Here is a 14,630-nt window from a genome sequence, read left to right as displayed (position 1 = left end):
CGATGATCGCGCCTGTGGGCCCCCGCCGGTCAAGACCTTCCGTCACCGAACCCGGGGCGACGCTGGGCCGATTCACCACTTCCCGGGGCTCGGCCCCACCCTCACCCAAACTGGGTGACCAGTTGGGTGAGCGCGACCACGACACTCGGTCACATGACTACAGAAGAGTTTCCGCTGAACCAAGACCGCTATCACCTGCCCGAGCCGGAGTGGTCGTACCCGAATGCGACAGTCAACACCTACGCCGCCGACTCCGAGCCGGACTTCCCGCCGCCGAAGAAGGCGCCCGCCGGCGCCCCGAACATCCTGCTGGTCCTGATCGACGACGTCGGCTTCGGCTGGCCGAGCGTCAACGGCGGCCTGGTGCGCATGCCCAATGCGGAACGGATGCATAACCGCGGGCTTTTCTACAACCAGTTCCACACCACTGCTCTGTGTGCTCCGACCCGGGCGGCGATGTTGACCGGACGCAACCACCACTCAGTCGGCGCCGGCGTGATCCAAGAGATGGCCACCGGCTATCCCGGTTATTGCGGCATCATCCCCAAGAGCTGCGCCACGGTCAGTGAGCTTCTGAAGCAGGCCGGCTACACCTGCGGCTGGTGGGGCAAGAATCACAACGTTCCCGACAACGAGACGAGCCCCGCCGGCCCATTCAGCAACTGGCCTACCGGACAGGGGTTCGACTACTTCTACGGCTTCATTGCCGGGGAGACCGACCAGTTCTACCCGTCGCTGATCCGCAACACCACGCCGGTGGAGGCGCCCTCGCGGCCCGAGGATGGCTACCAGCTGCAGCGCGATCTCGCCGACGACTGCATCACCTGGCTGCGGGAGCAGAAGACGATCGCTCCGGGCCGCCCCGTGTTCACGTACTTCTCCACCGGTGCCGCCCACGCCCCGCACCAGCCGCCGCTAGATTGGCGCGGCCGCAACGCCGGGCGGTTCGACATGGGATGGGACGAGTACCGTCGCCAGGTGCACGAGAACCAGCTGAGGATGGGCATCATTCCCGACGGCACGAACCTCACCGAACGGCCGGAACAGATCCCGTCATGGGACTCCCAGCCTGCCGATCACAAGCAGCTTTTTGCCCGCCAGGCCGAGAACTTCGCGGACTTTCTCGAACATACTGACCACGAGGTCGGTCGCGTCATCGATGCTTATGATGAGCTGGGCGAACTGGACAACACTCTCGTCATCTACATCATCGGTGACAACGGCTCTTCCGGCGAAGGCTCTCTGCTTGGCACGCCGAATGAGATCATGAGCCTCAACGGCATACAGCCCACGATTGACGAGGCCATGGGCTTCCTCGATACCTGGGGCCTGCCCGGAACCTCCCCGCACTACGCCGCCGGATGGGCGCACGCCGGAGACACCCCGTTCCAGTGGACCAAACAGATCGCCTCCCACTTCGGTGGGACCCGCAACTCCATGATCGTCTCCTGGCCAAATCGCATCACCGGCCGGGGTGAGGTGCGCTCCCAATTCCATCATGTCGTCGATGTTATGCCCACGATCATGGAGGTAGTCGGCATCCGCGAGCCGGTCGAAGTCAATGGTGTAGCCCAGCGGCCGATCGAGGGCACAAGCTTCGCCTACTCTTTCGCCGACGCAGAGGCTCCGGGCCGCCACGAGACGCAGTACTTTGAAATGATGGGCAATCGCGGCATTTATCACGAAGGCTGGATGGCGTCCTGTCGACACGGACGCCTGCCCTGGGAGACGTCCGGGACCTTCTCCTTCGAGGAGGATTCCTGGGAGCTCTACGACATCTCAAGAGACTTCAGCCAGTCCGTCGACCTCGCGGCCGAGAAACCCGACAAGCTCAAGGAGCTGCAAGACCTATTCCTCACGGAGGCCGCGAAGTACCAGGTCATGCCGCTTGACGACCGCTTCGCTGAGCGTCTTGATGTCACACTGAGGCCCAGCTTCTACCACGGACGCAAGAAGGTCACCTTCTATCCGGGGATGATCAGACAGCCGGAGGGATCGGGCCCGAAGTTCATTAGCGTCCCCTGGAAAGCGACGATTCCTATCGAAGTCCCGGAAGGCGGCGCCGAGGGCGTGCTGTTCGCACTTGGTGGCGACGCCGCCGGGTTCTCGGTATTCCTGTGGGAAGGCAAGCTCCGCTATCACTACAATTTCTTCGGCCTCGAGCGCTACGACGCTATCGCCGAGGAGCCGCTTCCCCAAGGCCACCACACCATAGTGGTGGACGTCCTGCCCGATGCTGCCGCACCAGGCAGCCCGGCCACGGCGGCTCTCTTCGTCGACGGGGAGCAAGTCGCCGCAACGCGCGTGGCACGACAGATTCCGATGCGCTCGGGAGCCGAGTGCTTCGACGTCGGACAAGACAGTCGGTCGCCCGTCTGCGACGACTACAAGGATCGCGGACTCTTCGAGTTCACCGGCACCATCGATTCGATCACCTTCGAGTTCGGGGACTTCGAGGAGCCGACTGGAATGGACCGGCTCAGGCTGGCCACCGCGATGGACTGACTGCACGTAGTGTCATCGTCGGCACACATGCCACTGGCTCCCTTTCCGGTCGGGACTGCCGCACGAGCAGGTGAAGATATCACCTCTCCGTGCGGCAGTCCCCTACGTAGCCGCCGAAACCCACCGCCTCCTCCGATCCCGCCGAGAATGGTGCGCCGACTGAATCGACCCCGAGATCGCCGGAGGCCACGGACAGAGCGACCACGCCAGACCGGCTCGAACTCGCCCGTACCGGCTTCCTCGATGGTCCGGCCGCTGATGTGCAGCGCGCCGTCTCACGTTCACCCAGTAGGGGTGAAGGCGTCCTCTCGCCGCTCCGAGAGGATGGAAAACGGAAAGAACACCAAGAGAAAGAGAAGGAGTGGACCATGGCTACGTTCACAGTGTGGAAGTTTGACGATCCGTCCTCCGCGGACGTCGCAGTCGAAGCACTCAATGGCTTGCAGAAGGAAGAGCTCATTCGGGTTCTCGACTCCGCGACCGTGTCGTGGAAAGAAGGCAAGAAGAAGCCGAAGACGAGGCAGGTGAACCTGGAGGGAGCCGGTGCCGCCGGCGGCGGACTGTGGGGGCTGCTCTTCGGACTGCTGTTCTTCGTTCCCCTGCTCGGTGCAGCCGTGGGCGCTGCAGCCGGCGCTCTGGCGGGAAAGCTCTCCGACGTCGGGATCGACGACGACTTCATCAAGGAGGTCCGCAACGAAGTCACCGAGGGCACCTCGGCCGTCTTCCTCTTGACGGAGGACGCCGTCCAGGACAAGGTCAGGGATGCACTCTCCGAGCTGCAGCTGCACCCGCACCTGATCCATTCGAACCTCTCGAACGAGCAAGAGTTCGCGTTGCGTCTGGCATTCATCGACTGACCTGCTTCATTCAACGCAGTGGGCGCTCTCCCGGCAGGGAGGGCGCCATCTGCACGTCGCACTCGCCTTTCCTTCGTCCTCGGCGTCGCGGAGTGGGCTCGTCCCCGTTCCGGACCGCTCCCTCCAGATACAGGCGCTGAGGTGAGAGCACCGCGGGAGAATTCGCGCTTCGAGCCCGCGACCGGCGAGTCACCCCCCCCCGAGAGCTATGTCTTGAGTCGGGGCACCGCTTGACGAGGATCTCGCGGCTGAGGGCACCCCGGCCCTGACGCTGCGGCTCGCCGTGGCCACGAAGCCGATCTCCGCAGAGCCCGGCCAGGAACCTTCGTCGGCCCCGTGGCACTGGCAGCAGATGACGAGCTGGTGCTCGTCCCGTGCCAGCGCAGCAGGCGCGCTCGTGCTCGCGCCGCCGCGGAGCGACACACATCTGGTCACCGACCGTGACAGTGGCGATCGCTTCGGTATCTCCGCGACCACTGGCCCCTGGAAGCGTTCGAGCAGGAGCATGTGCGCGAACGCGTCGGGGAGTGCGTCCGGGCCGGAGTGGATGCACGGAAAGTCCTCGGCGACCCCGAGCACGAGTACCCCGGTGATGTCCCGGTGAGGGTTCCCACCGAGCTCACTGCCTCGTCTGGTGTCGATCCTGGGTGTCTGCGGGGCGGTGACGGTCGGACGGCGCGGAGCATCGTCCTCCGAGTTCTTGAGCGTGGCGGACGAGGAGTTCCTCCGACCCCGCGCGGAGCACTGCCGGTGCGCGTCCTCGCAGTGGACCGGATCCTCGACGACGATGCCGACGTGGTCGGTCCTCACCCTGATGGCCGAACCTACGGATCCCGCGACACCCGATCCTCCCATCCTGCGGCCCGGCAGGTCGGGCCCATCACCTTCATCGGGGGATACCTTCCCAGGCCCGCTCCCGATACTGAGGAGGTCGGCGAGTGCCAGGACCGGCGCGGCGGAGCAGACCGTGAGACCAGCTCGAGGAGAGAAGACATGGCTGACAAGCCGAACATCGTGGTCATCTGGGGCGACGACATCGGGATCAGCAACCTCAGCTGCTACAGCGATGGCCTGATGGGCTACCGCACCCCGAACATCGACCGGATCGCCGAGGAGGGCGCTCGATTCACCGATTACTACGGCGAGCAGAGCTGCACTGCCGGCCGCGCCGCGTTCATCAGCGGCCAGAATCCCTACCGCACCGGCCTCACCAAGGTGGGCATTCCCGGTGCCCCGATCGGATACCGGGCGGACGATCCGACGATCGCGACGGCGCTCAAGGCAGAGGGCTACGCGACCCGGCAGTTCGGGAAGAACCACTTCGGTGACCGCGACGAGTTCCTCCCCACCGCCCATGGGTTCGACGAGTTCTTCGGCAATCTCTACCACCTCAACGCCGAGGAGGAGCCCGAGGATCCCGACTATCCGACCGAGGAGGAGTTCCCGAACTTCGCGGAGCGTTTCGGCCCGCGTGGGGTCATCAAGTCCTGGGCCAACGGGGACGGCACCCAGCGGATCGAGAACACCGGGCCGCTGGCCATGAAGCGGATGGAGACCTGTGACGAGGAGTTCCGGGACGCCACCATCGACTTCATGCGCCGTCAGGTGGAGTCCGACACCCCGTTCTTCACGTGGTTCAACACCACCCACATGCACTTCCGGACCCATACCCGCGAGGAGGACCTGGGGCGGGCGGGGCGCTGGCAGTCGCCGTACCACGACACGATGCTGTACCACGACGAGATCGTGGGTCAGGTGCTCGACGAGCTCGACCGCCTGGGCATCGCGGACAACACCATCGTCCTGTACTCGACCGACAACGGTCCGCACATGAACTCGTGGCCGGATGCGGGGATGACGCCGTTCCGCAACGAGAAGGACTCCAACTGGGAGGGTGCCTACCGGGTGCCCTGCGTGGTCCGGTGGCCCGGGAAGATCCGGCCCGGAAGCGTGCTCAACGACATCGTGAGTCACAACGACTGGTTCGTGACGCTGCTCGCCGCGGCCGGCAATCCCGACGTCGCCGACCAGCTTCGACAGGGACACGACCTGAACGGGACCGAGTACAAGGTCCACCTGGACGGGTACAACCAGCTCGACTACCTCACCGGTGCTGCGGAGAAGAGCTCACGCAACCACTTCTTCTACGTCTCCGACGACGGGGATCTCACGGCGCTGCGCTATGACAACTGGAAGATCGTCTTCTCGAGCAGCGTGCTCCGGGCACCATGCAGGTGTGGATCGATCCGTACACGGAGCTGAGGGTCCCCAAGATCTTCAACCCGCGGACTGATCCCTACGAGCGGGCGGACATCACCTCGAACACGTACTACGACTGGATGATCAGCCACGCTTTCCTCCTGGTCCCCGCCCAGATGTACGTCGCGCAGCTGCTGCAGACGCTCCAGGATTTCCCGCCGCGCCAGCAGCCCGCGTCCTTCAGCGTCGACAAGGTGATGGCGAAGCTCCGGGTAGGTGCGGGCAGCGCATGACGAGCTCGCTGGGGCGTCGGGCCCCCGTCTGTCAGCGGGCGGATGTGATCGAGCAGTTCTACGATCACCATCCGTACCCGCCGCCGACCCGCCTCGACACCGCCGCGCCGCGTTCGCCCCTGCAGCAGCGGGCGGCGCATCACCTGCTGTGGCCGTGGCGACCGGTCCCGGCCTCGCACCGGGTGCTGGTCGCCGGATGCGGCGCCAGCCAGGCGGTCCGGCATGCCCTGCAGGACCCCTCTGCCGGGGTCGTCGGCATCGACGTCAGCCGCACCGCGATCGAGCGGTCGCGCCGACTCGCCCGGCGCCATCAGGTGCCCAACCTGCGGCTGCACCAGTTGCCGATCGAGGACGCCACCGAGCTCGGCGCCGAGTTCGACCACGTCATCAGCACCGGCGTGCTTCATCACCTCTCAGATCCCGAGGTGGGGCTGCGCGCGCTGCGGAACGTCCTCTCGCGCGGCGGTGCGATGACGCTGATGGTGTTCGCCCCGTACGGCCGTGCCGGCGTCTACCTCATCCAGGACTACTGCCGCCGTCTGGGCCTGAGCAGCGCACCGGAGGACATCACCGATCTCGTCGCCACATTGCGGGAGATCCCTTCCGGCCATCCGATCAGCCGCCTGCTGCGCGAGACCCGCGACTTCGCCGACGACGGCGCGCTGGCCGACGCCCTGCTGAACCCTCGCGACCGCGCCTACTCGGTGCCGCAGCTCTATGAGCTGCTGGAGAGCGCGGGGCTGCGCCTGGCTCGCTGGGTCCGCCAGGCCCCGTACCTCCCGGACTGCGGATCGATCAGCGAGACCCCGCACAGCAGCCGTCACTGCCCTCCCCGCCGCGGAGCAGCACGCGGCTCTCGAGCTGTTCCGCGGCACCATGCTGCGGCACACCGCGATCGCGGTCGCCGACGACGACCGCGACGCGCACCAGCCCGATCCCACCGCGGAGAAGCCTGACCCCGCGCGCCCCGATGCGAGGACGTGGCGACCGATCCCGGTGCCGACGGTGCTCGCGGTGCAGGAATGCCTGCCCCCGGGCGTCGCGGCGGCCCTGCTGAATCGTGCCCACACGGACACGGACCTGGTGCTGTTCGCCGACCCCGAGGAGTTGGCGATGTTCCACCGGATCGACGGGAACACCGCGATCGCCGAGCTGGGGCTCGGAGCCGCGGAGTTCGTCCGCCGCCTGGTGCGCCACGATCTGGTCGTCCTCGACGCCTCCTCCTGTGAGGGGACGACCTCATGACCGAGACTCTGCGGAGCACCCATGACGTGGTCGTCCTGAACGGCGGCACCTTCACCATGGGCTCCGACCGCCACTACCCGGAAGAGGCCCCGGCGCACCCCGTGAGGGTCGACGCTTTCGGCATCGACCGCCACCAGGTGACCAACAGCCAGTTCGCGGCCTTCGTCGAGGACTCCGGCTATCGCACTGTCGCGCAACGTCCGCTGGATCCGGATGACTTCCCCGGAGTGCCGCGGGAGAGGCTCCTGCCCGGCTCGATGGTGTTCACCCCGACGTCCGGCCCTGTGGATCTGCGACACCTGAGCCAGTGGTGGCACTGGAAGCCGGGTGCCAGCTGGGCCCGCCCCGAAGGATTCCCCTCGACGGTCGCTGACCGCGGCGATCATCCTGTAGTCCATATCGCCTAGGAGGACGCACACGCCTACGCCCAGTGGGTCGGCGCGCGCCTGCCCACTGAGGCCGAATGGGAGTTCGCTGCCCGTGGCGGTCTCGACAAGGCGCAGTTCACCTGGGGTGACGAAGTCGTCCGGACGGCCGGATCATGGCCAACACCTGGGACGGTCTCGACTTCCCCTGGCGCTCGACCGGTGAGTCGGGCTTCAAGCGCACCGCGCCCGTCGGCTCCTTCCCCGCCAACGGCTACGGCCTCCACGACATGGCCGGCAACGTCTGGGAGTGGACCGAGGACTGGTGGAGCGCGCAGCACCCGGACGCGGCCGCCTCGAGCTGCTGCGCCTCGGGGGATCCGCGCGGCGGCGCGGTCGAGGACAGCTACGACCCGGCGCAGCCCCAGTTCCGCGTGCCCCGCAAGGTGATCAAGGGCGGCTCGGATCTGTGCGCGGACACGTACTGCCTTCGGTACCGGCCTGCGGCTCGAAGACCACAGATGATCGACACCGGGATGAGCCACGTCGGATTCCGCTGTGCGTGGTCCCGATCCACCGACGAGGAGCACCGATGACCACGCAGAGACTTCCTTCCTGGCGCCCCGGGCCGACGAGGAACGCGATCTTGAGCTTCCTCGACGGGATCGCGGACGTGCCGGTCAAGGAGCGCGTCGCCTACCTCGACAACGACGGCACGATGTGGTGCGAGAAGCCGACATGTGTCCAGTACGACTTCTTCCTCGACGCGCTGGAGCAGCGGGCTGTGCAGGACCCCTCGCTCGCGACGCGGCCCGAGTTCGCCGCCGTACTCAGCGCCGATATGCAGGCGATCGGCGAGATGGGTCTTGCGGAGGTCGCTGTGGCCCTGGCTGCACTGTTCGACGGCGCCACCCCGGAGGAGTTCGGGGCGGCGGTCGATGACTTCGTCGAGCGGTACCGGCACCCGACGCAGGACGTGCCCATCACCTCCGTGGTCTACCAGCCGATGCTCGAGCTGATCGAGGAGCTGCGCGCCCGGGACGTGACCGTCGGCCTCGTCACCGCCGGAGGGACCGAGTTCGTGCGCCGCATCAGCCAGCGCCTGTACGGGATCCCGCCGGAGCTGGTCGTCGGCACCATCATCGGCTACGAGTTCTCGCGGACCCACGTTGACCGCCCGCGCCTGCGCCGGACGGTGCAGCGGATGGGCACCGCCAACGAGGGCCCGGCGAAGATCGCCAATATCCAGGCCCAGACGGGTCGGCGCCCGCTCATCGCCGTGGGCAACTCGGGCGGCGACCGCGAGATGCTCGAATGGGCGAAGTCCTCCCCACGCGGAGGTCTAGCGATCCTCATCGATCACGACGACGCCGACCACGAGTACGACTACCGGGGCTCAGCGGCGACCTTCCAGGACGCCGAGCCGATCACGACCGTCGCCGAGCGGCTCGGCTGGGTGACGGTGAGCATCGCCGAGGACTGGACGCACGTCTTCCCGACCGTAGAGAGGGAGTGATCACTCCCCTCCTCGTCACTCCTTCGGGCATGTGCGGGGATGCTTCACGGGCCCGGGCTCTCATGGGAGCGTCTCGAGCGGAATCGCCTCGAGGAGTCGAGGGTGCCCCCGGGCCATGAGATGTCTGGGGTCCCTACTCTTCCGCACCACCACCCGGCGCCCCCGGGGTCGTCCCCCACGCCGACGTCGCAGCGTCCACGGCGTCCTCGATCGTCGCATGGATCGTGAGCAGCGAGCCTGCTTCGCCGGACGTCCGCAGCACGTCCCGGACCTGCCCGACGTCACCCACGGTGACCAGATCGGTGCCGTGGTCCTGCAGGGAGCTCGCCACGTTGTGCAGCATCCGGGCTGCGCTGACGTCGATCATCGGCACCGCCGCGGCATCCAGGACGACGGTGCACACCTCATCCGGCACAGCCAGGGAGGTCAACCTTTCCTGCACCGCGTCGGCGTTGGCGAAGACGAGCGGTCCCTCCACCCGGACCACGACCACACCCGGGACGGTGGTGGTGTCCGTGCGCCCATCCCGATCGGCCCACTGCCCGCCGGCTCCCTGCACGGCTCCGAGCACGGGCATGTGCGGGGTCGACACCCTGAACAGCAGAAGCAGCACCGAGAGCATGACCCCGATCACGAGCCCCGGGAGAGTGTCGAAGACCAGCACGCCCAGCAATGTGGCGCTAGCAGCGAGGAAGTCGGCCCGAGCGGTGCGCCCGTAGATCGCGACCAGGCGGGACGTGCTGACCCTGTACAGCTGGCGGAGCGAGCCGATGTCGATCAGTTCGACCACTGCGGCGATCACGACCGCGGCGAGGGTCGGTTCGGGCAGGCCGGCGAAGAGCGGTGTGAGGAACAGCAGGGTCAGCACGGTCAGCATCGCGACGACATAGCCGGAGAGCTGTGTCCTCGCGCCGGCCGCTCCGTTCACGGCGGTCTTCGACAGGCTTCCGTTGACGACCATGCCCGAGAGGAATCCGGACCCGAGATTCGATCCGCCCAGCCCGAGCAGCTCGCGATTGGCATCAATGCGGTACCCGTTCTTCTGCGCATAGGTCTTCGCAGCCCCGAGCCCCTCCGCGAAGCCGACCAGCATGACGCCGGCTGCTCCGGAGATCAGGGCGGACACATCCGCGACCTCCACCGCGGGCACCCCGAGACGGGGAAGGCCCGGTTCGATCGTCCCCACGGTCGCGACTCCTCTGGACTGGAGATCCAGAACCAGGACAGCGAGGGTGCTGAGCACCACCACGATCAACGATCCCGGCAGTCTGGGTGCGAACCTCCTCAGCCCGATCAGCAGGAGGAGCCCACCGGTGGCGACGGCAGTGGTCCACCCGTCGATGTCATCCCACGAGGTGATCACCGCCCATGACCTGGCGAAGAAGTTCCCCTCCCCGCCTTCGACGCCGAAGAACTTCGGGAGCTGTCCGACGACGATGACCAGGGCCATGCCGACGATGAAGCCCTTGAGGACGGGCTCGGAGATGAAGTTCGCGATGAACCCCAGTCGGAACAGGCTCGCGACCGTCGCCATCACGCCCACGGCGACGGCGACGCCTGCCGTGTAGACGACGAACACCTCGTCATTCGCACTCACGATGCCGCCGACGACTCCCGCCGACATCGCGGCGGTGGCCGACATGGGACCGACCACGAGATGTCGGGAGCTCCCGAAGAGCGGGTAGAGCAGCAGGGCTGGAATAGCGGCGTACAGACCGACCACCGGGGAGACGCCGGCGATGGAGGCGTAGGCGAGAGACTCCGGGATCAGCACCGCCCACACGGTGAGGCCTGCGACGATGTCGCTCCGGAGCGATGCGCGCCTGTATCCGCGCAGAGAATCCCGGAGAGTGGTCAGCATCGCTCCTCCTACCGATCCTCGGGGCGGGTTCGAGGATCCTCATCGTCGGCCGCTCCCGCGGTGGGGTCCTCCCCCGTCCCGGGTGAGCGAAGATCTGTTCGATGCCGGACCAGCCAGGCGCCGGCCTCATGCAGCGCCTTCCACGTGGACTCGCCGAGGATCTCCGTCGCGGGCAGCGCACGGACTGGACCGCTCATGTCCATCCCGCCGGCGCGGCGGGCCTGTTCGAGCAGTTCAGGCTCCAGACCTGACAGGTAGAGCCGGCCACCGGTGTCGGCGAGCTTCCGGGAGTAGTCGGCCATCATCCGGTAGAACGTCGCACCCAGCGCTGTACGGCCGCGCAATCGGATGATGACGGCGGCCCCTTCGGTCCCGGCGGGATCCGGCAGACGCTTCTGCATCGTCTTCGATCCCGCGTACAGGAGGCTCCCGTAGACGTCGAGCACGGTCGCCTCATGGCTGGTGAGCCGCGTGGGCCCCGGGCCTTCGCGGAAGTGCCCGTCCGGCTGCGCCGTCAGCTGGACGATCCTCAGATCCATCGACTCCTGGTTCAGCTGCAGGATCAGCGACAGTGCGACACCGATGCCGACAGCGGCTGCGACCGGGAGGAAGAGAGTGGCGACGAAAGTCGCGACCATCGCGATCGTGGAGGCCTTGCCGGTGCGCCAGATCATGGCTGCGGTGCCCGGCCGGATCGCGCCGATCGCAGCGAAGATCAGCACACCCGCGAGCACCGGCACCGGCACCAGGCCCACCAGCCCCGAGAGGAGAACCACGATCGGCAGCAGCAGCAGCCCGGACATGATGGCCGCCCACCGCGTCCTGGCCCCCATCGCGAGGCTCAGTGCCGTGCCGCTGACCGATCCTCCGACGGGCTGACCACGGAAGATGCCGACCGCCACGTTTGCGATCCCCTGCCCGATGAAGTCCTTGTTCATGCTGGAGGGGGAGCCATCCTGATTGGGCGCGGACTCGCTCACCCCCGCACCCTGCACCAGCACGATGACGGTCACCGCCGCGGCCCCGGCGACCAGTTCGAAGGACAGCATCCGAAGCTCCGGAAGGGCCGGCAGCGGAATCCCGCGGGGGATCGCTCCGCCGTCCCGCACCTGGGCGACGCTGTCCAGCCCGAACAGCACCATGGCGAGCGTGGGCAGGAGCAGAGCCAGCAACGCGCTGAAGGACGACGCCCGGGTGCGTTTGAGCCCGAAGAGGATAGCCAGAGTGGCCAGTCCGACGATAGCCGAAGCCGGGTCCACCCGTCCCAGATGCAGGAGCAGGTCCAGCGCCTCGGCGATGTTCGAGTCACCGGATGTCTCCGCCCCCGCCAGGTCAGAGAGCTGCCCGAAGATGATGCTTGCCGCGACGCCCGTCAGGAACCCGGTCATCACAGAATGCGAGACGAAACGGGTGTAGCGACCCAGGCGTGCCAGGCCCGCTCCGATCATCAGCGCGCCGGCGATGATCGTGAGCAGGAACAGCGCGGCGGGCCGATCGGACGGCGGCACCCCTTCCAGCGCGGAGGCGGCGGCCAGAGCGGCTGCGGTCGTCGTCGAGACGATCATCATGCGGGTGCTCGTGGTCAGGCCTCCGAACACAGGTCCCACGATGCTCGAGTACAGCCCGACGACCGGGCTCACGCCGATCAGCGCCGCCGAGGCCATGCCGTCGGGGACGCTGGAGACGGCGCTCGGCATCGCGGCGACAGTGTCCGCGCGCAGGTGTCTCCGCTCCGGGCGGATGCCGCGCAGCCATCTTCTGCCAGCGAGATATGCCCGGGATACGTTCGTCCGCTCCTCCTGCATGCGTCCACTCTCGGTCGTCTCCCGGTCGAACCCGTCACCCAGTTGGGGTGAGCCTGTGCTGATCTCGGTCGCAAAGACTGGGGGTGCTGTCCCGATGCGATGGCTCGTGATGTGGTCGTCCATGGCAACTGTCTCGTCGATCTGCGCCGGGACGGTCGGCACGCCTCGGGGTGTTCAGCCGTCCTTCGTTCGGCAGCGGTGTGATGGCCCGGGAGGGCGGGAAGACAGGTGGATGACGGTGAGGCGCAGCGATCAGCCGTCCGACGATTCGGCGTCGTCTCACGGAGACGTCCGGGAGCGGTGGCTGCCGCTCCCCGGATGGGTTCGCGGGTACCGGCGTTCGTGGCTCCGAGCGGATGTCCTGGCGGGGTTGGTGGCCGGTGCTGTCGTGGTGCCCCAGGCGATGGGCTACGCCACGGTCGCGGGGCTCCCCGCCCAGGTCGGTCTGTACACCTGCATCGTGCCCATGCTGATGTACTCCCTGCTGGGCGGCGCGAGAAGGCTGAGTATGAGCACGACGTCCACGATCGTGGCGCTGGCCGGCCTCGCTCTCTCCTCGGCCGGGATCCGGGACGACCCTGACCGCGCAATGGCCACCGTCGCGACGCTCACTCTCATGGTCGGGGTGTCGATGCTGGTGTTCGCCGTGATCCGCATCGGCTGGGTGGTCGACGCCGTCTCGAACGTCGTCATCACCGGGTTGAAGCTCGGCGTGGGGCTGACGATCATCGTCGAGCAGATCCCCGCTCTGCTGGGGATCGATCCCGGACCCGAGGGCTTCTTCCGGGTCCTCGGGCATGTCGTGACCGGTCTCAGCCACGCCGACCCGGCGACCGCTGCCATCGGTGTCGGCTCCCTCGTGGTGCTCCTTGGCACCGCACGGTGGCTGCCGAGAGTCCCCGGACCGTTGCTGGTGCTGGTCGCGGGAATCGTCACGATCGGACTGCTGCGCGCGGACGAGCACGGCGTGGAGCTCATCCCGCCGGTCGCGCGCGGACTGCCGGTACCGGGTCTGCCGGATCTCGACCACGCCGGGGCGCTCCTCCCCTTCGCCCTGGCCATCGCGCTGATGGCCTACACCGAGACCATCGCCGTCGGACGGGGCACTCGCGGAGTCTCGGACCCACCGCTGTCGAACAACCGTGAACTCGCCGTCAACGGGCTGGCCGCCGTCGCCGGCTCTTTCTTCTCCACTGCTCCCCCGGCGGGTGGCTTCTCCCAGACCATGGTGAACGCCGGCGCCGGGGCAAGGACGCAGCTCAGCAGCGCGGTCACGGCCTTCCTGGCGATAGGTGTCGCGCTCGTCCTCGCGCCGCTCCTCAGCCTCCTGCCCCAGGCGACATTGGCGAGCATCGTCATCGGCGCGGTCATCGGCCTCATCGACATCCGTGAGCTGCGGCGGATCGCCCGCATCGACCGCGGGGAGCTCGCCGTCGCCCTCATCACGGCTGCCATCGCACTCCTGACCGACCTCCTCGTCGGTGTGCTCACGGGCATCCTGCTCACCTTCTATCTCCTGCTCCGGCGGCTCGACCGCCCTTCCCTGATCGAGCTGCGCCCAGACCCGGGAACGAACCGGCTGGAGCCCGCACGGGCCGCCGATGAGCCGATACCGGGCCTTCTCGTCCTCCGGCTCGAAGGAGTCCTTTACACGATGAACATCCGCAGGGTCCAGCGGGAGCTCATCGAGCGGATCGATGCCCTCGACACGCCGCCACGGGTCGTCCTGCTCGATGCGAGGGGAGTTTCGGACGTCTCGGTCACCGTGATGGACTCCTTCGCCGAGACCGATCGACGGCTCTCCGTGAGGGGTATCGAGCTGTGGGTCGCCGAGCTCCCCACCCAGGCCCTGGCCCGGGTGAGGCGCGGAACTGCCTGGGCCACCTGGCAGGATGCGGGCCGCACCCACGCCTCGCTCGACGCCGCCGTGACGGCATTCCGCCGCGACTGCTCCGGTGGTCCGGGCCAGGCTCAGTGATCGGCG

At 67.4% G+C, this 14,630-nt stretch carries 11 protein-coding genes and 1 pseudogene; 10 read left to right on the top strand and 2 right to left on the bottom strand.

The window, feature by feature from the left end:
• Positions 1 to 153 precede the first annotated feature (153 nt).
• The 9 genes and pseudogenes from DWV08_RS04375 (at position 154) to DWV08_RS04340 (ending at position 8,980) form a co-directional block, all read left to right on the top strand.
• A complete protein-coding gene (locus DWV08_RS04375; RefSeq protein WP_115412672.1) occupies positions 154 to 2,505 on the top strand; it encodes an arylsulfatase in 2,352 nt (783 codons plus the stop codon).
• Positions 2,506 to 2,873: 368 nt separating this feature from the next.
• The gene (locus DWV08_RS04370; RefSeq protein ID WP_115412671.1) at positions 2,874 to 3,362 is read left to right on the top strand and encodes a DUF1269 domain-containing protein; all 489 of its coding nucleotides are present in this window, start codon (positions 2,874 to 2,876) and stop codon (positions 3,360 to 3,362) included.
• Positions 3,363 to 4,355: 993 nt separating this feature from the next.
• Positions 4,356 to 5,624 (top strand): arylsulfatase, encoded by a 1,269-nt coding sequence (locus tag DWV08_RS04360; protein WP_241237394.1) that lies wholly within the window; start codon positions 4,356 to 4,358, stop codon positions 5,622 to 5,624.
• On the top strand, positions 5,591 to 5,854 hold the full coding sequence (locus DWV08_RS17035) for a hypothetical protein (RefSeq protein WP_241237393.1): 264 nt from the start codon (positions 5,591 to 5,593) through the stop codon (positions 5,852 to 5,854). Before DWV08_RS04360 ends, DWV08_RS17035 begins: the two co-directional genes overlap by 34 nt.
• A complete protein-coding gene (locus DWV08_RS04355) occupies positions 5,851 to 6,810 on the top strand; it encodes a class I SAM-dependent methyltransferase (RefSeq protein ID WP_115412669.1) in 960 nt (319 codons plus the stop codon). The genes DWV08_RS17035 and DWV08_RS04355 overlap by 4 nt, the downstream gene beginning before the upstream one ends.
• Positions 6,731 to 7,099 (top strand): hypothetical protein, encoded by a 369-nt coding sequence (locus DWV08_RS04350; protein WP_115412668.1) that lies wholly within the window; start codon positions 6,731 to 6,733, stop codon positions 7,097 to 7,099. Before DWV08_RS04355 ends, DWV08_RS04350 begins: the two co-directional genes overlap by 80 nt.
• A pseudogene (locus tag DWV08_RS17355) lies at positions 7,096 to 7,599 on the top strand (SUMF1/EgtB/PvdO family nonheme iron enzyme); the annotation flags it as partial. The gene DWV08_RS04350 and the pseudogene DWV08_RS17355, both read left to right, overlap by 4 nt.
• A 41-nt stretch (positions 7,600 to 7,640) precedes the next feature.
• Entirely contained in the window at positions 7,641 to 8,060 is a 420-nt protein-coding gene (locus DWV08_RS17345; RefSeq protein WP_338142904.1) for a formylglycine-generating enzyme family protein, read from the top strand.
• Positions 8,057 to 8,980 carry an HAD family hydrolase gene (locus DWV08_RS04340; RefSeq protein WP_115412667.1) on the top strand — a complete coding sequence of 308 codons (924 nt, stop codon included), beginning with the start codon at positions 8,057 to 8,059 and terminating at the stop codon, positions 8,978 to 8,980. The genes DWV08_RS17345 and DWV08_RS04340 overlap by 4 nt, the downstream gene beginning before the upstream one ends.
• A gap of 133 nt (positions 8,981 to 9,113) precedes the next feature.
• On the opposite strand, the gene DWV08_RS04335 is transcribed toward DWV08_RS04340, so the two are convergent.
• Together DWV08_RS04335 and DWV08_RS04330 are read right to left on the bottom strand one after the other, a co-directional pair.
• On the bottom strand, positions 9,114 to 10,841 hold the full coding sequence (locus DWV08_RS04335) for a SulP family inorganic anion transporter (RefSeq protein ID WP_115412666.1): 1,728 nt from the start codon (positions 10,839 to 10,841) through the stop codon (positions 9,114 to 9,116).
• Positions 10,842 to 10,849: 8 nt separating this feature from the next.
• Positions 10,850 to 12,769 (bottom strand): SulP family inorganic anion transporter, encoded by a 1,920-nt coding sequence (locus DWV08_RS04330; RefSeq protein WP_206516759.1) that lies wholly within the window; start codon positions 12,767 to 12,769, stop codon positions 10,850 to 10,852.
• On the opposite strand from DWV08_RS04330, the gene DWV08_RS04325 reads away from it, so the two are divergent.
• Positions 12,768 to 14,624 carry a SulP family inorganic anion transporter gene (locus DWV08_RS04325; RefSeq protein WP_162801496.1) on the top strand — a complete coding sequence of 619 codons (1,857 nt, stop codon included), beginning with the start codon at positions 12,768 to 12,770 and terminating at the stop codon, positions 14,622 to 14,624. The two genes, DWV08_RS04330 and DWV08_RS04325, sit on opposite strands and share 2 nt — an antisense overlap.
• The last annotated feature ends 6 nt before the right edge of the window (positions 14,625 to 14,630 follow it).

The sequence above is a fragment of the Brachybacterium saurashtrense genome (assembly GCF_003355475.1).
Taxonomy (GTDB): domain Bacteria; phylum Actinomycetota; class Actinomycetes; order Actinomycetales; family Dermabacteraceae; genus Brachybacterium; species Brachybacterium saurashtrense.
This window is presented reverse-complemented; position numbering and strand designations above follow the sequence as displayed.